The following is a 23,397-nucleotide window of genomic DNA, read 5'->3' as shown; positions in this document are numbered from 1 at the left end:
GTGTAGTGATAAGCAAGTACAACATGACTGCAATGAAAAATCATTTTTCTGTTAGCTTGTTTTCATTACGAGTTAAATTAATAGAACTTCTGTTAGTTATTATGAAACGCATCTTTGTTATAGGATCGGGGGGAATATCTTGGCTGCAGAAAAAGGATATAGAAGTGGTTGTGGTTATAGCGGAGGATTTGCATTACTAGTCGTATTGTTTATCTTGCTTATTATCGTTGGCGCTGCTTGTTTCTGCTAGTTTATGAACTTCTAGAGAGGAGGAGTGTATCTTGGCTGCAGAAAAAGGATATGGAAGTGGTTGTGGTTATAGCGGAGGATTTGCATTACTAATCGTATTGTTTATCTTGCTTATTATCGTTGGTGCAACTTGTTTTTGCTAGTTTATGAACTTCTAGAGAGGAGGAGTGTATCTTGGCTGCAGAAAAAGGATATGGAAGTGGTTGTGGTTATGGCGGAGGATTTGCATTACTAATCGTATTGTTTATCTTGCTTATTATCGTTGGTGCAAGCTGGTGCGGATATGGTGGTTTTTAAGTAACAACCTTCTTATATCACCAAGAATAAATAAAGGGTTGCTTCACGTAGTGTGAAGTAATCCTTCATTAATATAGTTTAATATATGTTTAGAATATATAATGTGTTCGTTATGAAAGGAGAAAAAAATGGGATCTAGCCCATATTTTAATAAAAATGTTTCGTATCAAACTTCATCTATTCCAATAACCGAAGTAACTCAGAAGAAAAGTCGAATAATAGCGGCTGAAGCTGTTACACTTCCCAAAACGAATAATGAAACAACCAATGAAGCAATCAATGGAACGACTGATGAAAAATTAAAAAAACAGAAAAATAATTCATCTGATTATTCGCCATTCCAAATTAACATTCCTTATTTTAATATAAAAATAACTTCGACAGAGATATTAGGTGTTGCTAAATCCGTATTTATGCAAGCTCTTATTCAAAAGGTTCAAGATCCGGTATTTTTAATGAATCTTTTGAATAGTGAAGGTGGAAAGAAACTACTTAATTTAGCAGGTGATTTTTTTAAAGATACTGCTACGAAATCAGAAAATGATAAAGATGAAAACTAACATCAGCCTTTATTATATACATCTCTTTGATAGCTCTAATTTCATAAATACTACAATCACAAAAGATAGGGATTAAAAATAATCCCTTCTTTTTTGAGCATAATTGTATTTTTTATTGTAATTATATGTAAATAAGGTGATAAAAAGTGACAGGGTTATGGCCGTTTTTTTGGCAGGAAATGTGCCGGTCGTTTTGGAGTTAACGTGATATATTTGTATTGTGAGAAGTGATGGAAAACACAACTCATAATATACCTTTATAATCTATAAAATCAATTAATGGATAATATGAGCCGTATGATGGCTAGTTCCGCAAGCCAATTAGGAGGATTAAAGACCGTCATGAGTGGTGTAAGTAGACAAGCCATGACAAATAGTGTATCAAATCAAGTCATTAATAATTCTTTCGGATCATCTGGCGGTGGAGTTATTCCAATGCTTGGTGGAGATTTAGTTATTGAAGTACCCGTAAATTTAGAAGGAAGAGACGTGGCACGCGGTACTTATCGCTATACAACCGAGTATCAAGAAAGAGAAGAAAAGAGAAACTCAGCCTTTTAGGTTTGGGTTTCTTTTATTTTATAAAGAAACGGAGTGTCAAAATGAGCTCTTTTACATTCAACAATCAACGAAAAGAATATATCCAACTAGAAAAAGGATGGAGCCCGCCAACATGGGCATCTCTAAAACGTAAATTTTTAAACACGCCTGGATATCCAGGCGCAAGATTATTAGGAACGGAAACAGATCCTCGTCGACTTTCTGTCCCTGTGGGAATTATCGTTCCAGATGGAACAGATTTAGAAACGTTAAAAGAAGAAATAGCGACATGGTTAATTACTGAACAAGCAGCCGAGCTAACTTTTGATACAAAACTAGATAGGACATATATAGCTGTTATTGATGAAGATTTTAATGTTGATAATTTTGTGAGTTTAGGAAAAGGCACCTTAAAATTCATTTGTCCAATGCCTTATAAACTAGGCCCAAGGAGAAAAATAGATTTCAAATTACAAGGAAGTAGATTAATTACAAATATATCGAATAATGGGAGTGAATATTCTGATCCTACGTTCACAGTTAAGGTAGAAAATCCCTCTACTTTTATTGATATTTCACGAAAAAAGGAAGAAGAAATTCAACATTTTCGTATGGGATACCCTGTTTCTGTGGAAGAACGAACAGTCGAGAAAGAACAGCTTGTTATGCACGATGAAATGAAAACAATGGTTGGTTGGACTCAAAATGGTCCAAACACTGACGAAGGTGAAAACACAGGAACTCTAAAGTCAGATAGTGAGCGCTTTGTTATAGATAACTTTGGGGCAGGTAGTAAATGGCATGGCGGAGTGGCTAGGAAAAGTTTAAAAGAACCGCTACAGGATTTTACTGTTGAAGCAATTGTAGAATGTTGGAATCAAAATAGCGCTAAATCTATGGGGCGTGTAGAAATATATCTTCTGGATGTGAATTCTGATGTTATAGGCAAAATGTCAATGGCTGAAGTACATGTAAACGTAGCTTCTAATTATGGAGAGATACACGCCGGAAAAATTGACGAAGGACATCACATTATCTCAACTACGGGAGATTCTCCTTGGACTTGGAATGATTTTACAGGTCGTTTACGAATTACTCGTGTCGGAAACTTTTGGGCGGCTGATATTGCTCGTATTTTAGAAAAGGGTGGATACGATTCAGAATCATACCGTGAGTATTTTGATGTGGATGAAAGATACTCAAAAAATCAACTAGCACAAATTATGGTGCATATTGGAGGATGGAAAGAAGCACCCAATTTAAATGCTTCAATAAACGACATAAAAGTTTGGAAATTTAATAAAACAACCACTCTCGAAGCGCCTTATTATATCGTACGAAAAGGTGATGTAGTGGAAATCGATACAGCAGATGCAAGTATCAAGATTAATGGAAAAGATGCAATCTATACGAAAGATTTATTCGGTGACTTTATAAATATAGAAAAAGGAACGAATCAAATCGAAATTTTACCTTCTGATATCGGACAAGTGGAAGTGGCATACAGGGAGAGATATTTATGAGTAATAACGATTTACACATTTTTGATTTTAAAACAGAACAAATCATTGCAGTAATTAAAGAACAAGATTATTGGGATGATCTTCGTAAATGGGAACTAAAAAACAATGTAGACCAATTCGAATTTACGGTTTCAGATGGTACACACAAAGCGGCGAAGTTAATGCAACAAAACATAATCTTAAAGCGTGTGCGTGATGGATCGTTTGTTTCATATGTGATAAACGAAAGCGAACAAGATTCTATAGATCGTTCTAAAAAAATATATGCGCTAAGTGAACATAAGAAATTAAAAAAAGTAAAAGTAATTAAACCACAAACCTTAGAAGGATACACAGTTAATCAATGGCTGGATTTCGCTTTAGAAGGAACGAAGTGGCAACGTGGTGTAACGGAATATGCAAGCTTCCGCACGATAAATATCAAAGAATTTACAAACCTACTAGATTTATTGAAAACAATAGCAAGTACCTTTGAGTTAGAAATCCGATTCCGTACAGAAGTAAAAGGTTCGTTTATTGTTAGTAGATACGTAGATATGGTACGTAAAGAAGGTAGGGATAACGGAAAAGAAATTGTCTTAGGAAAGGACTTACAAGGCATACGCCGTATTGAAAATTCACAAGATGCAATTTCTGCACTAGTTGGTGTCGGGCCCTTTAACGAAGAAACAGGTGAGTATCTAACTTTTGAAAAGATTAACGGTGGGAAGTTATACGTCGCTGATGCAGATGCCTTACAACGTTGGACAGAAGATGGTTCACACAAATATGACATCTATAGTCCACAAACATAAGATCAAAATATGTCAGCTGAAAGATTAAAACAACTAACGGAAGCGGAACTAAAGAAACGTATTAATAGCACTGTACAGTATGAAGTAACTCCAATTGCATTAGAAAAGATATTTGGTTTATCTCATGAAAAAGTAAATAAGGGCGATATTGTCCATATCAAAGATACAAAATTTACGCCACCTTTGTTTTTAGAAGCGCGTCTTATCGCAGCGGATGAATGTGATACAAATGCAGCAAATGATAAATAGTATTTTGGTGATTTTAAAGAAGTAGAAGATACGAGAAGTCTGTTAAATCACATGTATGCCCAAGTTATGGGCAGTCTAGCTGGAAAAGCAAATAAAGGCTTGTTAGATAAGTTGGAAGAACTTGTGAAAGAGACAAATGAACAAGTTGATGTTGTGTAAAAGGAATCAGAAGCAGCAAAAAAGTTAGCAGAAAAAGTACAAGAAAACCTTAAAAATTATCAAACAAAAATTATTGAAAGCGCAAAACCACCGACAATCGGTTTAGAAGATGGAAAAACCTTATGGTTAGATATTTCAAACGGCAAGCCTGGCATCCTCAAATTATGGAAGAATGGCAATTGGGAGTCGGTTGTTCCTGATGTGGACAAAGTAAAGAAAGATACCTTAGAGCAAGTCAACAAAGATATTGAAACCACAAAAACAGAGTTGAATAAAAAAGTTCAAGAGGCACAAAATCAAGCAACAGGACAATTTAATGAAGTGAATGAAAGATGTTGAAGATTACGTTGGTGGAATTGGTAACCAAACGGTTTTACGCAATGTCTTGTGGAAGAACGACACGAAATATTGGCAATTAACTTCAAACGCAGTAAGAGATACACAAGTCACTTATAAGGGGTGCAATTCACTTAGTGTTATTACTACAGGTAATATGACTTATTCTTTATCCTGTTTCTTTCTTAGTTGTACCTAGCGCGTTTTTATAATTCTTTATTTAATTCCTAATTTAAAGAACAAACTATCCAAAATAACATGATTTATATGACTATGTATACTCCTTTTGGAAAATATTGTAATTAATTAACATTTGAAACTATAACACAAATTATATAAATAATATATCTAAATTTATCGTCATCACAATGGTGCTTGTCTTTAGATTTCCAGCAATCATTATTCCAGGAAATACTTTTATGCCGCCCTTCAATTAGGGTTAGTATTATTCTATGTTTTAGTAAAAAAACTGCTTGTTTATTAACCTATTATTATACTTTTATATGATAGAGAGCTTTCTACTAGATATAGAATTCATAAAAACTATGCTAATTTTTAAGGGAGAGTGGATAGAACTACTGATTATGAAATTAATCAACACACATTTATCAAAGAAAATATTCTAATTTAAAATAATTTCTTATTTTGGAGTATACTGTCTTGAATGTATATTTCAAAATTGAATAGGTAAAAGATTTTATGTAACAACAAATAAAACTTCAGTATATGTAAAGCGATTTTTTACGAATATATAGCTTGATAAAAATGAAAATGATCATTTGGTAACCATGTTCATATCGTGATATTCAAAATTAAATTCAAGATAACTCATGTAATAAAGACTTCATAATTTTACCGAATCTGCGAGATACGTTGAAAACAGAATTTGTATCCCTCTAAAAATATTAATTTTCAGAATTTTCAATAAAAATGATTAGATTATACTAACTTAATGATAATGATTAAAAAGGCTACTATAGAACCCAAACATTAGTAGAAGAAAGACATATACAAGTATTATGAGTTTGAAAATTTCATAAACTCTAAAATCTTATAAAAAGAGGAGCATAAAACATGAGCGAACAATGTCCAATTAATGTACCATGTCAGGTAGCGGGACAAACCCAAACACCATTAAGTGATGAGACTGCAACACCAATTGTTACTCCAGGAGCACCTATTGTAAAGATTCCAGTTGTATTAGCTGAAAGAACGCTTCAAATTGTTGTAGAGTCCGATATTTCATTAGAGCCTCCAGCAGTCGAAATTAAACGCATCTTAAAAAACGTATTTTTAACACAATGTAAGTTAGTGCCTGTAGCATTCGTACCAGTACCAGGTACACCTTACCGAAGAGTTACAAGAGCGAAATTATTTGTACAAGGCTATATTCGTAAAAATATTGAATATGCAAATGACGAGTGTAATGGAGTTCTATATGATCGTATTGCAAATGTTCCATTTTCTGGTTTTGCAGATCTGACAGAAGGTGATTTTCTATCATTAGCTTTAGTAGCTTCTTCTTCGGACACTACTTCTCATTTTATAAATCCTAAAAACGGTGATTTACCACGTCTAGACAAATATTTCTTTGAAAATGCAGTTTTTTATAACGAACAACCATATTGTGAATTAGTAAGCGCTCAATTTTTTGAATTAGACTTTTCACCTTGTCCTACAAACCTAAACGAACCATTTGATACGCTTCGTGAAAAAATTGTACTAGATCTTACTTTAAAAGTTTTACAAGTACAACAAGTACAAGTAGCACTATAAAAATAAAAAGAAATTGTCTTTTTAACAAAGACAATTTCTTTTTATTTTTATACAACATATATAATGATGAAATGGTCACATACAAAAAACAAATTTTTTGAATTTCATCAGACGGGGGATGGTGATGAAAAATCCATGGATTGGTAAGGGGATATGGGATGAAATTTACAAGTATAAAAAACTGAATATACAAGATAATTTACACGAAAAAAGAGGGGGAAAAGAAGAAATACCACCTGAATTAAAGGGAGAATATGTAGCATCAAAATTAGAGAAAGAAGGTAAAGCGTCTGGATCACAAATAGGGCCTTTAATACGCTCACTGGTGGTCAAAACTCCATTTTCTATTTTTTCAGAAGTAACTAGTTTTAAAATATTTCCAAAAATAAATGTTAAAAATCAAGAAGCATTTGTATTTAGGGATGAAAAAGGTGTAGAAGGGCGTGAATTAGATTGTAAGTTATTAACTACAGTGCAACAATATCATTCGGATAGTTATTGTAAATTAGTTTCTTTAAATCTTCATGAGAAGAGAATTCATTTTGAATTATATAACCAAAAAAATAAAGGGAATAAAGAAGAGAATAAGGTAGAGGCATCTTCATGGATTCCTATTCACAGTATAATATTAGAGAGTGAAAATGGGGAAGACGTAAATAATTTTATTACAGCGAAACTACCAATAGAAATAGGAAGATATAAAGGTGAAATTAGTTTACGAGAAAAGGTTGTATTTAAAGAAAAAGTCATAGGAATAAAAGAGGTTGAACAGGAGATTATTTTGACAAAAACCGAATTTTTAATACCAAAGGTAAAAAAGAATGGGCAAAATACACTTACAGTTGAAAAAGGGAGCTTATTGGTAGAAGGGTATATATATCAATGTATTGAATATATATCAGAACAAAGTACACTTCATGATAATGAGCATCAGTTAATACAAAATATTGTATTGGAGTTAATCATTCAAGTAATACAAGAACAAGAAGTACAAGTGCGAATTAAATAAAAATAATTATATTCCCTCGATTAGCTCATTATTTTTATTCGTAGTGTATCGATGGGTAGTCTTTTGTAAATCATTCAGTGCTGCAAACTATTTGTTAAATGGTTTATCCTTGATAAATTCAATTTTACATTGTTACTAAATTGTATGAATCTCCTCTGGTTTAAGTTTTAAAAAAGTGCTAAAAAGTTTGCAAACGATCTTGCTAACACTTATACAGAATAGACATAAATTATCGCTGATATGTCGTTTTTTAAAATAGTCTTAATCAGTTAAATCACACTTATATGAAATGCTCATAAAAAACGTCTTAATATCAAGAATATAACATGTTTGTTTAACTTGCATTTGTAAAATATTTACATTTTATAAATGCAAGTTATCCAAATCAACGTAATTATAAACATAAACATGATTAACACCAATCGTTTTACGTGACATTCGTATATTTTAAGTCTTTGATAAATAATACAATTTAAATTTTGCAGATCAGTAGAATGAGGAAATATGCTTAGAGTATTAGCGAAACCCAACCCTAATCAATTCTTCATCATTTATTTCAATTACGAAGCTATATTCTTTGTCTAATAGCCAGTAATAAAAACTGACTGCATCAACGTCAACTAGTGATTGGAATACTTTATCAAGATTTGTACTTACTACAGGGATTTCATAGTTATCCCATATTATAAAAATCTGTTCATCAAAATCTAGTTGGTTTGCTCTAATAAGGGAAATTAGTTGTTCTTTGTTCGAAGCTATGAATTGATTATCTATCTGTTCCCAATCTATTCTTCCCGAGATAGTTATAGGAAATGAATTCATTAAAATAGTAGCAATCTGCTGGCTTTTTTCTTGGGAGAAAATGAGAGTTTCGTTTCCTAGGGATTCAAGGCATTCACTAAACAAAGGGTTTGTGTCATTGTTGTTTTTGGTTTTCAGTGCTCTTAACTTTTGTCGCAATTTCCATTGTCTTGACGGTCTATCATCCATTTTTAACATTCCTTATACAATTATTTAAGAATGAGTATAGCATATAAGGGAAGTCTTTATGAAAAGGAACTTTTTAAATATAAATTAAACAAAAGCGTTATTTGAAAAAAGGGCCTTTTACGGAAAGATAAGAGGCCATCAAAAAATATAACAACATGAAAATTTTATATTATGTATATACAATTTGAAAAGTTGGTGGAAATAATAAAATGTATAAAATTCTTATAAAAAAAGCCCTAGGATTAGGGAATCTAGGGCTTCCTCTGTTGGTATATCTCACACGACATTATAAAAAGAAAAGGACTTAATGAAGATAACACATGCATGTTTCGTAAATGTATCAAAAAAGTGAACAAAAGCGTTATTTTAAGGACCATGATATATCATCAAGGGCTTTATAAATATAACTATACATTCGGTAAAAGAGATATTTCGGATTGTATTTTTGTTTCCAGTTCATAATAATCACCCCTCATACAAACAGTTTAATTATATTGTACAGTTATTAATGTGAATGTTAAGAAAAATTGATATGAATTAAGGTGAATTTAAACAAAATAGTTATTGTAATTAAAAAGCAGTTAACTTTTGAAGTGAACCCGAATAGTGGTACATGAAAAAAACACCTCCTGAATTCGCATACTTAGTATGCGAATTCACTGGAGGTGTTTTTGGTTTGAAGACAAGAGTTCATTACCCAGAAGAAATAAAGTGGAAAGTGGTTGAAATGAAAAAGGATGGATATTCCAACCGGACAATTATGGATAATTTTGGAATTAAAAATGTTTCCCAAATTAAGACGTGGATGAAGTGGTATCGTACCGGTCAAACGTACCATTTTCAACAACCTGTAGGAGAACAATATTCTTATGGAAAAGGGCCAAAAGCGTTAAATGAATTGGAACAGCTACGGTTAGAAAATAAACAGTTAAAAACAAAATTACTGATATGGGGAAAGTATCTGGAAATCGAAAGAAGTTGAACCCGGAAACTGTAGTTACTTTATGGACCGATTAAAAAAAAAACTAACGGTAAAAGAATTGTGTAATGTATTAGAATTACCCCGGTCTACATTTTATCGTTGGTTATAACGAACAGTGGACCTAAGGGATAGAAGAGAAAATAAAGGATGTTTGTCTTCGGCATAAATTACGATATGGATATCGAAGAGTGACCGCAACTCTTCGGAAAATGGGGCTGTGTGTAAATCATAAAAAAGTATTATGAATCATGAGGCAAAATCAGATTCTCTCAAAAGTTGGTCGAAAGAAAAAGAAATATATCAGTGATGCGGAGCCAGTAGTAGCCCCTCATCGATTGGAACGCCAATTCGATGCATCCGCACCAAATGAAAGGTGGTTTAGGTGTTTTGATAGGTGTCCCGTTTTCGGGGTTCACTTCAAAATGTAGGAGTTTTTTCTTTGTTTGAAAGTTCAAAAAGATATATAATAATTTTCTGACTATTAATTTATGGAGGGGTATTAATGAAAAATGAAACGTTACACACACAAGAAGACATTTTAAAAATGCTTGATTCATTATTAAGACCTGCAGAACCTTTTTGGAATGAATTTTATGAGAATAGAGAAAAGGATGTTCCATTTTTTGAAAATGTTCCAGATGAGAACCTAGTTTCGTATATACAAAAAGAGAGAGTTTCAAAAGGGAAAGTATTAGAACTTGGATGTGGTCCAGGTAGAAACGCCATTTATTTAGCGACTCAAGGGTTTGATGTAACCGCAGTGGATTTATCTGTAGAAGGCATTAATTGGGCTAAAGAAAGGGCATTGGCAAAAGGGGTAGAAATTCATTTTATTTGTGATTCAATTTTTAATTTAGAGGTTCAAAACGAATTTGATTTTGTATACGATTCGGGCTGTTTGCATCACATTCCACCGCATAGAAGAATAAATTATGTGGATTTAATTAAAAACTCATTAAAATCGGGTGGTTATTTCGGATTAACATGTTTTGCGGCAGGCGACTTAGATGAACGAAATGGGTCAGAAATAACTGATTGGGACGTATATAGAGGATGGAGTCTAAAAGGTGGTCTTGCATACTCGGAAGAAAAGTTACGAGAGATATTTAAAGAATTTGAGGTAATTGAGATTAGAAGGATGGAACAAATGAAACAACCGAATGAAATGTTTGGAGAATCATTTCTTTGGACAGCATTATTTAAGAAGAAATAAGAAAGTAGATAATTGACAAACTCATCGTTTTTATAGACAATACACTCATAGGAATGTACGTTCGGTTTTTGGCCGACTTATGTTTTACATAAATATATAACAAGGGGCTGTCTCCATATGAGTAACACAAATCAAAAAATTACTACGTTTTTAATGTTTGAAGGCAAAGCTGAGGAAGCAATGAATTTTTATACGTCGCTATTTGATCAATCGGAAATTGTAAGTATTTCTCGCTACGATGAAAATGGACCTGGTAAAGAGGGAACTGTAATTCATGCAACTTTTACGCTAAATGGCCAAGAGTTTATGTGTATTGATAGTTATGTAAATCATAATTTTACATTCACTCCAGCTATATCTCTTTATGTAACTTGTGAGACAGAAGAAGAAATTGAAACGGTCTTTCATAAACTAGCGCAGGATGGAGCAATTCTTATGCCTTTAGGTTCCTATCCGTTTAGTAAAAAGTTTGGCTGGTTAAATGATAAGTATGGTGTATCTTGGCAGTTAACTCTTGCTGAATAAAAAAGAAAAATCGTAGCTTATTTGTTTAATGGATTTAGTTAAAAGCTTGAAAAATTAAATAACATAAAAAAGCGTTCCAACTGTCAACAGGTTTGGAATGCTTTTTTTATGTGGAAGTGAGTTGTTTAAAACTTAACAATTCTACGATTAGTTTAAATGAATGGAATAGATGTGTAATTTTTTGTCTTTTTAGAATTTTTTTAGTAATTTTTGCATTTATCTGTTAATGTAAATATAGACAACTATGTATGAACTATTAGGCAGGTTAATAGAAAAAGGAAAGCATTAAGCTTACACATTGAATACAACTAGATCGCTAGGAGGACTAATCGCAATGGATACTACACAACAAAACAGTAATGCATGGGATAAGAAGGTTGAAGAAGGTTCTAGATACACGCAGCCTGTAAGTAGCGAGGTTATTGAGAAAAGCAAATCAGGTGAATGGGAGATTACAGTCACTACGGAAAAATCAGTTCCTAGAAAGTGGTTTCCAAAGTCATTAGATGGATTAAAGATACTTTGCTTAGCATCAGGTGGTGGACAACAAGCACCTGTTCTAGCTGCTGCTGGAGCAGATGTAACAGTAACTGATATATCTAAGAAGCAATTGGAACAAGATGAAAAGGTAGCAAAACGGGATGGTTTGACTTTGAAAACCGTACAAGGAGATATGTCAGACCTTGGTGATTTTGAGGATGAATATTTTGATATTGTTATAAATCCTGTTTCTAATTTGTTTGTAAAAGATGTTCATCTTGTATGGAATGAAGTTTCTAGGGTTTTAAAGAATGAAGGTATTCTTATTGCTGGATTTACAAATCCGTTACTATGGATCTTTGATGATAACCAAGAACAAAAAGGTATTCTTGATGTTAAACATTCAATTCCTTCATCAACATTGGATTATTTACCAGAGGATGAAGTTCAAGATTACATCGATTCAAATCAAACAATAGAATATGCACATACTTTAGAAGACCAAATCCAAGGCCAAATTGAAGCTGGTTTTGCTATAACAGGTTTTTATGAGGATGATTTTGGTGGGACAAGGATATTAGATAAGCATATTAAAACATTTATTGCGACAAAAGCTATAAAGTTAAAGATGGATTAAGAATTTTTGCTTGTCATACGGGGCGTTAGTCGAAGAATGCTCTTAAAATAGAAAAGGATGGTGCTTTCCATCCTTTTCCTTATGTATTTTGAGTGTCGAAACTATTCTCAAAACAAGTTTTACACTACCAATTGTATAATTAGGTTATGCTTTTATATTAAGAATTTTGCTGACCAAATCTTTTCCCGAGTTTAGCTAACAATTCAGGTTGATCGCTTTGGCTCATTATAACTTCAATAAAGATAAGTTGATTCTTATTAAAAGTTATATTTGTTAAGACTTCTGCTAATTCTGCTTCATTTTCTACTTTAAATGTTAGACTTTTTTCTTCTGACCCAAATACCATTGATAGTTTATTGTAATCCCACATTTGTATATCATTATAAGGTTGGTTTTGGCCGTGAATGGCACGTTCAACGGTGTATCCGTTGTTATTGATTAAAAATATAATCGGTTTTAAATTTTGACGTAGTATAGTTGATAACTCTTGGGCAGTTACTTGGAAAGAACCATCACCAATAATTAAAATGTTGCGCCGTGATAAATTGGCGAGCTGTGTACCAAGTAGAGCGGGCAGTGTATATCCGATAGATCCCCATAACGGTTGTCCTACATATGCAGTGTTATTAGGTAGAGGGATAGCAGCACTACCAAAGAAAGGTGTTCCTTGTTCTACAATTAAGATGTCGTTTTCTTGTAAGAAATGGTACATTTGCTGCCAAAAACGTTTTTGTGTGACCATTTGTGCTTTTGGATTGAACTCTTCAGTAAAAGGTGATGATGCTGAAATAAATGGCTTAATTTCAAGAGTATCTTTATTACGATGCGCAATTGAATCACTTAAATGTTGTAAAACATCCTGCATTACAACTGGACCGTATTTTTTATCTATAATTTTCACAGTGTAGGGATGGATTTCTATAACTTGTTCTTTTGTAAAACCTTGTGTGAAGCCGCCTGTAATAGTATCAGTTAACTTCACACCAATACTAATAATACAATCAGATTCATCAATTCTTTTTCTCAAGTACGGAGAACTTACATCACCAGTATAAATCCCTATAAATTGAGGGTGTTTTTCTGGGAATATTCCTTTTCCCATACTTAACGTCGCGATGGGAAACCCAGTTTTTTCTACAAATTGATGTAAATTTTCTTTAGCGTGAAATCGATCTACTTCAAAATCAGCTAAAATTACAGGTTTTTTGGCGTTATTTATTATTGAAGTGGCATGTAGTAGCATTTTATCCAACGCTTCTTTATTACTTAAAATCGGTTTATATAAAATTGGTTCTGTAGGTTTATTAATTGGTTTATTATATACATCAATCGGCAAATTAATATGAACCGGGCGTTTTTCATTCCAACATGCACGTAAAACACGGTCAATTTCCTCAGCAGCATGCTCAGGTTTTACATTTGTTTGTGCCACAGTGATTTCTCGATACATATTGGAAAAGTGATCGAACTTTCCATCTCCTAACGTATGATGGACGATTGCTCCATTTTCCATTACTTTTGTTGGTGGCGTACCCGTGATTTTTATAACTGGCACGTTTTCCGCATATGAGCCAGCAATACCGTTAATAGCGCTTAATTCTCCAACTCCGAAAGTAGTAATAAGAGCAGCGATTCGTTTTATGCGAGCGTACCCATCTGCTGCATATGCAGCATTTAATTCGTTACAATTGCCAATCCACTTTAAATTTTCATGTGCTACCACATCATCTAAAAAAGCAAGATTATAATCACCAGGAACCCCGAATGTATGTTCAATTCCTAATTCGTGTAGTCTATCCAATAAATATGTACTTACAGTATATTTTTTTCAAATGAATCATCTCCTAATTATGCAGTGAATGTTTCAATAGACTAAACAGGTTCTAATAAGTTGATTAAAATATTCATTACTAGATTGTGGTATAATTTACATACAGGGGGAAAGTAGATGACACAACATAAAGAAGAACAGATGAATGAGGCATTAGCATTATTTTATTTTGCATATAAAACATTTACTGAAAAGCCAGATGAAATTATAAAAGAATATGGCATTCAACGAGTACATCATCGAATTTTATTTTTTATCGCACGTTTTCCAGGGATAAGTGTAAATGAGTTATTATCATTATTAGAAATAAGTAAACAAGCTCTCCATGGGCCACTACGTCAACTTGTGGAAAAGGGCTTAATTGAGAGTAATGAAGCTACACATGACCGCCGTGTGAAACAGTTGTCTTTAACAGAACAAGGTGCAGATTTAGAGAAAAAATTGAGCGATGTACAAAGACAACAAATGGGCGCTATTTTTTCAAAATTTGGTGAATCATGTGAAGACAATTGGCATCAAGTTATGAATGAAATGGCAAATAGTCGATCAGGTTTTGATGCTTGGATATCAAAACGGGAAATACCAGTCGATCAAAAATAATGAAAAACTTCTGTTTTTATAGTTTGAAAAAGAACAAATTTTATCCATACATTTGGCAACTATCGTTTGGTTATAGAGTGAATGGATAAAAAGATACATTACTAGATACTTTATACGTGTACGCAATGGAACAATAAAATTCACATTTCCGAAAGGGGAATTATAATGATAAAACTTGTACTTATTCGTCACGGACAAAGTTTATGGAATCTTGAAAATCGCTTTACTGGATGGACAGATGTTGATCTATCAGAGAATGGATTAAGTGAAGCGAGAGAAGCAGGAGCAATATTAAAGAAAAACAGATATACTTTTGATGTGGCTTATACATCTGTATTAAAACGCGCAATTCGGACGTTATGGATTGTACTTCATGAGATGGATCTTACTTGGGTCCCAATACATAAATCTTGGAAGCTAAATGAAAGACATTATGGTGCATTGCAGGGGTTGAATAAAGATGAAACTGCTCAAAAATATGGTGAGGAGCAAGTTCATATTTGGAGAAGAAGTGTTGATGTAAGACCACCGGCTCTTACTGAAGATGATCCTCGATATGAAGCGACCGATCCAAGATATAAAACACTCAAAAAAGGTGAATTTCCATTAACTGAATGTTTAGAGGATACGGAGAAGAGAGTACTTGCTTATTGGCACTCAGAAATAGCGCCGATATTAAAAAATGGTAATAAAGTAATTATTTCATCACACGGTAACACAATTCGCTCGCTAGTAAAATACTTAGACAACCTTTCGAGTGATGGTGTAGTTTCATTAAATATTCCAACTAGTATTCCGCTTGTTTATGAATTAGACGAAAACTTACGTCCGATTCGTCATTATTATTTAAGTATGGATGGAGAAGTACCTGAAGGGGAAATTCCGAAACATATTTCTTTTTAATACGAAAATTTGAAATGAATGCTTGTCTACATATACAATATAGACTCATGGTAAAGTAAAATTTTAATCAGTGGGGGTCTTACTGCCCACAAATAGCAGGATAAAAGACGTGGTACTTTCTAATATATATGCGATGTAGCTAAATTTAGAAGCTTGTCCATGTCTTTTGTCATAAAGAGAGCAGCTTGCGCATGTAATGATATCGTGAGTAGTTTTTGAATGGAGGGTGATGTGATTAATGATCTCTAACATTCGAATTGGCTTATTTGTTTTAGCGATTGTCTTTGTAGTCCTTGTTTTCTTTTATTGGAAAAATGAGGAGTTGTACGAGGAGAAAAAGCAACGTATTAGAAAGACTTGGTATGGTTTGTTTATCATATCTGTCACCGTGTATTTCATGATAAAAGGAATTGATTTAACCCTCTGGAAAAATCTTTTAATGTTTACTGCAATGGTTATTTTTGTTGATATTGCGTTCATTTTAACGCCTAATATTTCAGAAATATGGGGTGCGAAATTTAGCGATATTGGCAAGACAGTTCAATCAATAAAACGATCATTAATTGCATCTAAAGCGAGAGGAGAAATATACACCACAATTATTCAAAATGTTAATCCAGCAGTATTCGGTACGATGGAATGGCATACGGAAGAAGAATATACAAAGAGCTTAAATGTATTTTTAGATTCATATGGGGAAAAAATTGGCGCGAAAATTGTTGTTTTTGAAGCGGCAAAGGAATTAAATACAAACTTTCGTGGTATTCGCTCGCAATTTAGTATTATCGTTCCGTTAGAACATATCGAGCAATTGAATGAGCAGAAAGCAGTGCAAGTAGAAAATGTCGGGATCATACCAGCAAAAATAGTAAGTGATGTTTTCATTGTTATTGATGGAAAGAAAAATAACCTGCAAGATCGGGATTTTGAAAATGTATATAATTTAACAATACATCATAGTTATTTTAGTAAATAAGGACAGAATCTTTTTCTGTCCTTTTCTTCTATACATAAATTAAAAACAAAATCCGACAAAGTTGAATAAAATTGGACAATCATTCCTACACTAGCATGTAGAGGTGATTGTAGTGGTAAAAGATTATGACAATGATTTTTTTAAAGAAGATAACGAAGATACAACAGATTTCTCTTTAATAAAAGGGGATGCGTTGCAGCAAGTAGAAGAATTAGAAGAAGAATTAAAAAGAAAATCATAAGTGTACACTCTTTCTACATTTGCTATATAATATAAATAAAAGGTTGTATCTTTTTGAAAAGGGGGAGAAGAGATGGCTGAAGTCAATGTACAAAAGTCTTCGTTTTTTAAAGAAAAAAAAGAAGAATCCAATACAGATTTCTCTCTTGTGAAAGGTGCATTAACGGAGAATATAAATCGGTTAGAGAAACTGATGAATAATAGTAGTTCAAAATATATACAAGTGAAAAGAACAAAAGAAAATGCATAGAGCATTTTCTTTTGTTTTTTATTTAATAGTAAACTTATCTTTTACTTTTTTAGGTAAATCTGTTTTCTGAATCTCTTCATAGGACTTTACTTCAATTGATGATATTTCATTTTTGCTATTATCATCTTGATCTACATAAAGGCGTAAAAACGCGTCTTCATTTAATTTATGGTCGTTTTCTTTTTTTGTACTTCTAAATGTAATTTGTTTTTTGACACCATCTTCATGATATGCGGGCAGCGTATAGTTTCGTAAGTTTCTACCATCTACTTTTTCGATAGCTCCTTCGCCTTTTATCTGCATGTAATATACATCTTTACCAATTTTATTTAGTGACGCTCTCTCACAGCCAATAGTAAAACTAAAAAATAATAAACATAGTGTAATAATTGCTGCAAACTTTTTCATTTTCTTTATCTCCTTTAATGTGTTTCTTTAAAAAGTATACGACTATTATTAAATGAGAAAAATCGATATAGCTTACAACGCCCTTATAATGTTGTATGAGTGTTGTAAATAAAATGAACAATAAAAGTTAAAAGAAAGGTAAAATAATGAATCATGGTATAATGATAAAAGACTTACATACTATTTTTTCATTTTGAGAGGAGCTTGAAAAATGTATTCTACTTTAGAACAATTAACAAAGCACCCTGTATTTTATCATTTTGCAGAAATTTCAAAGATTCCTAGAGGATCAGGTAATGAAAAGGAAATTAGTGATTATTTAGTGGGCTTTGCAAAAGAGCGTAACTTAGAAGTCATTCAAGATGAAGCATTAAATGTCATTATTAAAAAAGAAGCAACAGCTGGTTATGAAAATGTACCAGCTATTATTATTCAAGGTCATATGGATATGGTTTGCGAAAAAAATCAAGCAACAGTACATGATTTTGAAAAAGATCCAATTGAATTACGAATCATTGGGGACATGTTATATGCAAATCAAACAACTTTAGGTGCGGATAATGGTATTGCAGTTGCGTATGCATTAGCTTTATTAGATTCAAAAGAAATTCCGCATCCAGCACTTGAAGTCGTTATCACTACTGAAGAAGAAACGACAATGGGCGGGGCTTTTGCTATTGATCCAAATCATTTTGAAGGAAAGATATTTATAAATATTGATTCTGAAGAAGATCATAAATTACTTGTAAGTAGTGCAGGTGGTGCGAAAGCTGTTGAAACAATTCCCGTAATTTGGGATGAAACACCAGCGAATATGGATGCATACCGTCTATATGTTGGCGGTCTAAAAGGCGGACATTCTGGTATGGAAATTGATAAACAACGCGGTAATGCGAACAAAGTATTAGGACGAGTGTTACGTGATTTATCAGCACATACGGAGTTTAACATAAGTGAAGTTCACGGCGGATTAAAAACGAATGCAATTCCGCGTGAAAGTGTAGCTACAATTTTAATTCGTACAGAAGATGTAGGGCAAGTAGAAGAAAAACTAGAATCATGGACACGTGTATTACAAGAAGAAATGCGTGCTGTTGATTCAGATGTTCATGTTACACTGACAAAATTGGATGAAACAGTTGAAAAAGTATTTGCTAAAGAGACACAAAAGCAGCTTATTTCATCATTATTCTTAATTCCGAATGGTATTCAAAGTATGAGCATGGATATTAAAGGTCTTGTAGAAAGCTCAACAAATTTAGGCGTTATTGAAACGTTGCAAGATGAAATTAAATTACGTAACGAAGTGCGAAGTTCTGTAAGTAGTTTAAAACAACATGTTGCAGAAGAAATCAAATATATTGCTGAATTAGTTGGTGCTACATTTGAAATAGAGTCAGAGTATCCAGAATGGCCATACAATCCAAACTCACAAATTCGTAATTTATTTGAAAAAGTACATCAAGAAAAATACAATAAAGAAATTGAAATCTTCGCTGTACATGCGGGGATTGAGTGTAGCGCATTCGTTCAAAAGATGCCTGAATTAGATGCAATTTCATTCGGACCAGACATCTTTAACGTCCACACTCCAGATGAACATATCAGTATCTCTTCTGTAGTGAATAACTGGGGATTCTTCGTTGATGTAATGAAGGGTACGAAAGAATTAGCTAAGTAATAACGACGAAATAAAAAGGAGCCTATAAAAATTTATAGGCTCCTTTTTTGTATTGGAATTTATCTCGCTATTTGCCGGGCAGTAAGACTCCCACCTCAAAATCCAGCGAGAGCAAAGAAGTTAGGTGGGGATCGGGCAGCCCGTAAAAGCCCGATTAGTTTAACTAATAATCAGTGAGGGATGAATAAAACCCCCACTGATTAAAGTTTTACTTTATGAGAATTCATTTTTCGTTAGTATGTAATATTAAGCTTGAACAATTAATAAGGATGAATTGTTGATGTTTTTTAGTACTGATGAAGGGGTGGAGAAATGAAGGGAAGAAAGCATTTTATTGTTTGTATGGTTTTATTGTTCTTCACATTTAGTTTTATTGGTGTTCAGAAAATAATAGCAGAAGAAGTTGAATTTTCAGGGACAACAGCTCCATTGAATGTAAATGTTAGAGAGGCAAAAAGTTTGAATGCAAATATTGTAGATGTGATTCCCGGAAATACAAAAGCATCTTTTAAAGGATGGGAGTATGGTGAAACGGTTAAAGATTACTGGACAGGAAATTTAGATAATCGTTGGTTTTATTATTTTAAAGATGGAAAAAAAGTATATGTAACGTCAGCGTATATTAATGGAAATCCCCCAAGTACACCAACAGACCGTAAATTATCTGTACCTAACATATTACAAGAAAGATCAAATTGGTGTTGGGCAGGCACTTCGGTTTCAGTTTTAAATTATTTTGGGAAAACTCCTTCACAAGATCAGTATGTTAGGTATGTTAAGGGTGGATCATATAATAATCCTGCAACTTCACGTGAAATACAATATGGATTATCGGGATATGGTGTTAGCTCAGCTATAAGTTCTGGAGCAAAATCTTATGATTGGTTCAAAAGTCAAATTAATAGTAATCAGCCGATGATTGCACTCATTATGTGGCAAAATGGAGCTAACATCGGACACTTTCTAGTACTTGATGGATTTTATAAAGGGACAAATGGAACAGATTATATAACATACATGGACCCTTGGTATGGTGATCATTATAATCATAATTTCAGTACGTTCCATAATAATAATAATTTTTGGTGGAGTGAAACTGTTTATAATATCCATGCAAACTAATAATATTAAAAGCGGGGGTTCATAAATGGGAAAACTACTTAAGCTTGTGATACCGTGCATGTGCTTAATGACCGTTATTATTTTCGCTAGTAAAATTAGTTATGCATCAAAAAATAAAAGTGAATCAGTACAATCGATCGCATTAAAAGATTATCAATATAGTAAGGGAAGTTCTTCTGAAAATTTAAGTTTTGAAAAAATAACAACATCTCCATTTTCGTTACCAATCTATGAAACAATTCCAGCACAGCAAATTTTAAATAGCTCTGAATTTAAGAATTTACTATTACCAACAAATGAAAAGCTGTGGTTTATTATGAAGGGTGAGCAGCCAGAAGGACTAATTGTTGCGAATGATACTGAACCGATTCGAACGGGCGGAGAAAATAGAAGTAAAGATTTATATGGATTATATAAAGCAATAAAAAATAATACAAATGAAACAAAAGATATTAGTTATTTCGAATTTGAAGGGCAAGGAATATTGGTAGTAAATCAAAATAATGATCAAGAAATATACCTTAGCAAAGGTGCCGCTGCCATATTAAAACTTCCTGCTGGTCAAAAAGTATTGAGCAGTGAAGTAATACAGAAAATGAAAGAGAGAATTGTAACTAGTTTTGAAAAGTAGAAAGGGCTAATTCTTTTTTGTGTTTATACAAGGTTGAACAGATAACAGGATTAATGGTAGCATTAGGGCTGTTTAAAAGCTAATATTGAATATAAAAAGGTTAGAGAAGTTAATTCTCTAACCTTTTTATATTCTGCTATCTACTGTACAACCTTTTTGCATAGCTGAATTTCCTTATTAGAAAATAAGGGTGCATCTATAAAACCATAATGATAAACTAAAATACCTAATTCCACTCTAGAATTAATATGCCATTTTTCTTTAATATGATTAATTATCGTTGAAATTCTTCTAGGGGTAACATATATTTTTCTGGAAATTTCTGCATCTGTATATCCTTTTGCTACATAAATAGCCACTTCTAATTCTCTTTCGGTTAATATTCTTTTCATAAAATAAGCCCCTTCGAAATTGTTTATATAAAATCAAAAGAAACTATTAAAAGAAATAAAGGTCAAAAATCATATTTATTTCTTTTAATTTCGCTATTTGCGGGCAATAAGATTCTCACCTCAAAATTTAGCTGTGACAAAGAAATCGAACTACCTGTAAACGCCTGCTTGGAGTGGACTAATAATCAGTGGTGATGAATAAAACTCCCATTGGTTATTAGTGAACTTTATTGTAATAATTTCTCATATTGTGATACAAGTTTGTGAAAAACTATAAATCCATATAAATAGTAATTGTAACTATACTAATTTTACATTACATTAAAAGTTGGAAAATATTCTTATACTCATAAAGTGTTACATTTGAGGGAGGAAAGATGGAATTCTACAATCTTGGTATTATTATTAAAGAACTTAGAAAGAAAAAAAATATGTCACAATCTGAATTATGTCATGGAATATGTTCACAAAGCCAAATTAGTAAGATAGAAAAAGGGATTATTTATCCATCTAGCATATTGTTGTATCAACTATCTGAAAGACTTGGTATTGATCCAAATTATATATTTGCACTGACCAAAAATAAAAAAATAAAATATATTGAAAATGTAAAATGTGTAATGAGAGATTGTGTGAAACAAAAAGAATATAATGAGCTTTACGAAATAGTGAAAAAAGAGAAAAACGAAAATAATTTCCAATCAAAAGAAGATAAACAATTTCTATTATGGCATGAAGCGATTGCTATATATTATGTAAATGGAGCAACAATTAATGCTTTTGACATTTTAAATAGAGCACTAAAACAAACTTTAAGTAGTAGTAACTTTTTATCAGAAAAAGAAATAAGCATAATGAATTCAATTGCTATAATACATGCAGAAAATGAAGAGTATGAGAAAAGCATAAATATATTAAAACAAAGTTTAATTAATTTTAATAAGATAGAATTTCCTAGAGAAAAAGAAATCAAATTAAGACTCATTCATACGTTAACAAAATGTCTACACCTTGCAAATCAATATGAAGAAGCGATTAAGTATAGTGAAATAGGTATAAAATTAGCCATAAATATGAATACTTTATACTTATTAGGTGAATTGTTTTTTGAAAAAGGTGCAATTTTATTGAAAGTTCAGCACTCTAATGAAGTTGGTTTAACATACATAAAAAAGGCATTATTTATATTTGAACTAACAGAAAGAAAACAATATATAAAAATGATCAAGGATAAATATATTAAAAATGAAGAATAAACAAGAAACAATCCTAACATAAGCTATTTTTAATTGGTATTTATTCCTAAAAAAAATACTGTAATACGAACTATTCCTTATTGTTGTTTATTGCTAAAATAAGTACCGTAATATTAGATGAAAATAAAGGGTGGCATTTTATGAAATCAAGAGGGATTACTCGTAAAGCAGATAGCATGGGGCGTATTGTTATTCCAATGGAAATAAGACGGAGTTTAGGAATTGTAGAAAAAGATTCTCTTGAAATGTTTATAGAAGAGGATCAGATTATTTTACGAAAATATCAATCTCCAAGAGCTTGTGCACTTACAGGTGATATTTCAGACAGCAATATTTCGTTAGCGAATGGGAAGATTATTGTAAGTCCAGAGGGGACGGAACTATTAATAAAGAAGTTACAGCAATATCTTTTAAAATAAAAGGTAAGTAAGGATTTTAAAATAGAATATTCTTGTAAAGAAAGTCCTCTATCATTTAGGGGGCTTTTTTATCCGCTATTTGCCGGGTAATAAGACCCCCACCTCAAAATTCAGCGGAAGCAAAGAAGTTAGGCGGGGGCCCTGTTGCCCGTAAAATCCCGATTGGTGAGGGCTGATTAAAGTTCCACTTTATTACAGTTAGTTCAATGAAATACAAATTACCTTAAAATAGTCTGACTATTCTTTATAAAAAAACTATTCGTTTACATTTTTTGGTTTCGTGTTATATTTTTATTGTTAATATTAGTGTATTGAAAATTCTGATTTCAATCTTAGGAAAATTCTAGGGAAAGGAATATTTGTGCTTGA

The 23,397-nt window shown here is 32.4% G+C and carries 24 protein-coding genes and 3 pseudogenes; 23 read left to right on the top strand and 4 right to left on the bottom strand.

Going from position 1 to position 23,397, the window contains the following annotated elements; genetic code table 11:
- The first annotated feature begins 139 nt into the window (after positions 1-139).
- The 9 genes and pseudogenes from N2V92_RS23075 (at position 140) to N2V92_RS23035 (ending at position 7,492) form a co-directional block, all read left to right on the top strand.
- Positions 140-250 (top strand): YjcZ family sporulation protein, encoded by a 111-nt coding sequence (locus N2V92_RS23075; RefSeq protein ID WP_080117658.1) that lies wholly within the window; start codon positions 140-142, stop codon positions 248-250.
- A gap of 31 nt (positions 251-281) precedes the next feature.
- Positions 282-392, top strand: a complete 111-nt coding sequence (locus N2V92_RS23070; RefSeq protein ID WP_071740200.1) for a YjcZ family sporulation protein — start codon at positions 282-284, stop codon at positions 390-392.
- Positions 393-423: 31 nt separating this feature from the next.
- A complete protein-coding gene (locus N2V92_RS23065) occupies positions 424-546 on the top strand; it encodes a YjcZ family sporulation protein (protein ID WP_071740201.1) in 123 nt (40 codons plus the stop codon).
- 128 nt (positions 547-674) lie between these two features.
- Complete coding sequence (locus N2V92_RS23060) at positions 675-1,106, top strand: hypothetical protein (RefSeq protein ID WP_000535862.1); 432 nt, start codon at positions 675-677, stop codon at positions 1,104-1,106.
- A gap of 270 nt (positions 1,107-1,376) precedes the next feature.
- A pseudogene (locus N2V92_RS23055) lies at positions 1,377-1,667 on the top strand (hypothetical protein); the annotation flags it as partial.
- A gap of 41 nt (positions 1,668-1,708) precedes the next feature.
- A complete protein-coding gene (locus N2V92_RS23050) occupies positions 1,709-3,169 on the top strand; it encodes a distal tail protein Dit (protein ID WP_016077718.1) in 1,461 nt (486 codons plus the stop codon).
- Positions 3,166-4,710 (top strand): annotated as a pseudogene (locus tag N2V92_RS23045) (phage tail spike protein). Before N2V92_RS23050 ends, N2V92_RS23045 begins: the two are co-directional and overlap by 4 nt.
- Positions 4,711-5,781: 1,071 nt before the next feature.
- Positions 5,782-6,483 (top strand): CsxC family protein, encoded by a 702-nt coding sequence (locus N2V92_RS23040; RefSeq protein ID WP_001294982.1) that lies wholly within the window; start codon positions 5,782-5,784, stop codon positions 6,481-6,483.
- Between the two features lie 124 nt (positions 6,484-6,607).
- Positions 6,608-7,492 (top strand): BC_2427 family protein, encoded by an 885-nt coding sequence (locus N2V92_RS23035; RefSeq protein WP_016077715.1) that lies wholly within the window; start codon positions 6,608-6,610, stop codon positions 7,490-7,492.
- Positions 7,493-8,008: 516 nt separating this feature from the next.
- On the opposite strand, the gene N2V92_RS23030 is transcribed toward N2V92_RS23035, so the two are convergent.
- A complete protein-coding gene (locus N2V92_RS23030; protein WP_000342709.1) occupies positions 8,009-8,482 on the bottom strand; it encodes a CDI toxin immunity protein in 474 nt (157 codons plus the stop codon).
- A 676-nt stretch (positions 8,483-9,158) separates the two neighbouring features.
- Between N2V92_RS23030 and N2V92_RS23025 the strand changes: the two are divergent.
- The 4 genes and pseudogenes from N2V92_RS23025 to N2V92_RS23010 all read left to right on the top strand — a co-directional run.
- Positions 9,159-9,844, top strand: a pseudogene (locus N2V92_RS23025) (IS3 family transposase); the annotation flags it as partial.
- Between the two features lie 122 nt (positions 9,845-9,966).
- Entirely contained in the window at positions 9,967-10,677 is a 711-nt protein-coding gene (locus N2V92_RS23020) for a class I SAM-dependent methyltransferase (protein ID WP_000787496.1), read from the top strand.
- Positions 10,678-10,794: 117 nt separating this feature from the next.
- On the top strand, positions 10,795-11,202 hold the full coding sequence (locus tag N2V92_RS23015; RefSeq protein ID WP_000072492.1) for a VOC family protein: 408 nt from the start codon (positions 10,795-10,797) through the stop codon (positions 11,200-11,202).
- Positions 11,203-11,536: 334 nt separating this feature from the next.
- A complete protein-coding gene (locus tag N2V92_RS23010; protein WP_016077713.1) occupies positions 11,537-12,319 on the top strand; it encodes a class I SAM-dependent methyltransferase in 783 nt (260 codons plus the stop codon).
- A gap of 157 nt (positions 12,320-12,476) precedes the next feature.
- On the opposite strand, the gene N2V92_RS23005 is transcribed toward N2V92_RS23010, so the two are convergent.
- Entirely contained in the window at positions 12,477-14,120 is a 1,644-nt protein-coding gene (locus N2V92_RS23005) for an alpha-keto acid decarboxylase family protein (protein ID WP_016077712.1), read from the bottom strand.
- A 147-nt stretch (positions 14,121-14,267) separates the two neighbouring features.
- Between N2V92_RS23005 and N2V92_RS23000 the strand changes: the two genes are divergently transcribed.
- The 5 genes from N2V92_RS23000 to spoIISB all read left to right on the top strand — a co-directional run bounded on the left by N2V92_RS23000 (position 14,268) and on the right by spoIISB (position 17,119).
- Entirely contained in the window at positions 14,268-14,750 is a 483-nt protein-coding gene (locus tag N2V92_RS23000) for a MarR family winged helix-turn-helix transcriptional regulator (protein WP_000191905.1), read from the top strand.
- Positions 14,751-14,915: 165 nt separating this feature from the next.
- Positions 14,916-15,653: a 2,3-diphosphoglycerate-dependent phosphoglycerate mutase gene (gene gpmA / locus N2V92_RS22995; RefSeq protein WP_000594159.1), complete on the top strand. Its 738-nt coding sequence runs from the start codon at positions 14,916-14,918 to the stop codon at positions 15,651-15,653.
- Between the two features lie 238 nt (positions 15,654-15,891).
- Entirely contained in the window at positions 15,892-16,629 is a 738-nt protein-coding gene (locus tag N2V92_RS22990) for a type II toxin-antitoxin system SpoIISA family toxin (RefSeq protein WP_000624981.1), read from the top strand.
- Between the two features lie 112 nt (positions 16,630-16,741).
- Positions 16,742-16,870, top strand: coding sequence for a hypothetical protein (locus N2V92_RS22985; protein ID WP_000237817.1), 129 nt, complete (start codon positions 16,742-16,744; stop codon positions 16,868-16,870).
- Positions 16,871-16,942: 72 nt separating this feature from the next.
- Positions 16,943-17,119: a stage II sporulation protein SB gene (gene spoIISB, locus N2V92_RS22980; RefSeq protein WP_000852629.1), complete on the top strand. Its 177-nt coding sequence runs from the start codon at positions 16,943-16,945 to the stop codon at positions 17,117-17,119.
- 18 nt (positions 17,120-17,137) lie between these two features.
- Here spoIISB and N2V92_RS22975 read toward each other — a convergent pair whose 3' ends face one another.
- A complete protein-coding gene (locus N2V92_RS22975; RefSeq protein WP_000712655.1) occupies positions 17,138-17,527 on the bottom strand; it encodes a YxeA family protein in 390 nt (129 codons plus the stop codon).
- Positions 17,528-17,738: 211 nt separating this feature from the next.
- On the opposite strand from N2V92_RS22975, the gene pepD reads away from it, so the two are divergent.
- The 3 genes from pepD (at position 17,739) to N2V92_RS22960 (ending at position 20,961) form a co-directional block, all read left to right on the top strand.
- The gene (gene pepD, locus N2V92_RS22970) at positions 17,739-19,208 is read left to right on the top strand and encodes a beta-Ala-His dipeptidase (protein ID WP_000287540.1); all 1,470 of its coding nucleotides are present in this window, start codon (positions 17,739-17,741) and stop codon (positions 19,206-19,208) included.
- 312 nt (positions 19,209-19,520) lie between these two features.
- On the top strand, positions 19,521-20,330 hold the full coding sequence (locus tag N2V92_RS22965; RefSeq protein ID WP_016077711.1) for a papain-like cysteine protease family protein: 810 nt from the start codon (positions 19,521-19,523) through the stop codon (positions 20,328-20,330).
- Between the two features lie 25 nt (positions 20,331-20,355).
- The gene (locus tag N2V92_RS22960; RefSeq protein WP_000517276.1) at positions 20,356-20,961 is read left to right on the top strand and encodes a hypothetical protein; all 606 of its coding nucleotides are present in this window, start codon (positions 20,356-20,358) and stop codon (positions 20,959-20,961) included.
- Positions 20,962-21,101: 140 nt separating this feature from the next.
- On the opposite strand, the gene N2V92_RS22955 is transcribed toward N2V92_RS22960, so the two are convergent.
- Entirely contained in the window at positions 21,102-21,353 is a 252-nt protein-coding gene (locus N2V92_RS22955) for a response regulator transcription factor (RefSeq protein WP_000821942.1), read from the bottom strand.
- Between the two features lie 377 nt (positions 21,354-21,730).
- Between N2V92_RS22955 and N2V92_RS22950 the strand changes: the two genes are divergently transcribed.
- Together N2V92_RS22950 and N2V92_RS22945 are read left to right on the top strand one after the other, a co-directional pair.
- Positions 21,731-22,609 (top strand): helix-turn-helix domain-containing protein, encoded by an 879-nt coding sequence (locus tag N2V92_RS22950; protein ID WP_000397974.1) that lies wholly within the window; start codon positions 21,731-21,733, stop codon positions 22,607-22,609.
- A gap of 140 nt (positions 22,610-22,749) precedes the next feature.
- Positions 22,750-23,028, top strand: coding sequence for an AbrB/MazE/SpoVT family DNA-binding domain-containing protein (locus tag N2V92_RS22945; RefSeq protein ID WP_000842214.1), 279 nt, complete (start codon positions 22,750-22,752; stop codon positions 23,026-23,028).
- Positions 23,029-23,397: the final 369 nt, after the last annotated feature.

Source organism: Bacillus sp. CH_48 (assembly GCF_038008465.1).
Lineage (GTDB): Bacteria > Bacillota > Bacilli > Bacillales > Bacillaceae_G > Bacillus_A > Bacillus_A thuringiensis_S.
This window is presented reverse-complemented; position numbering and strand designations above follow the sequence as displayed.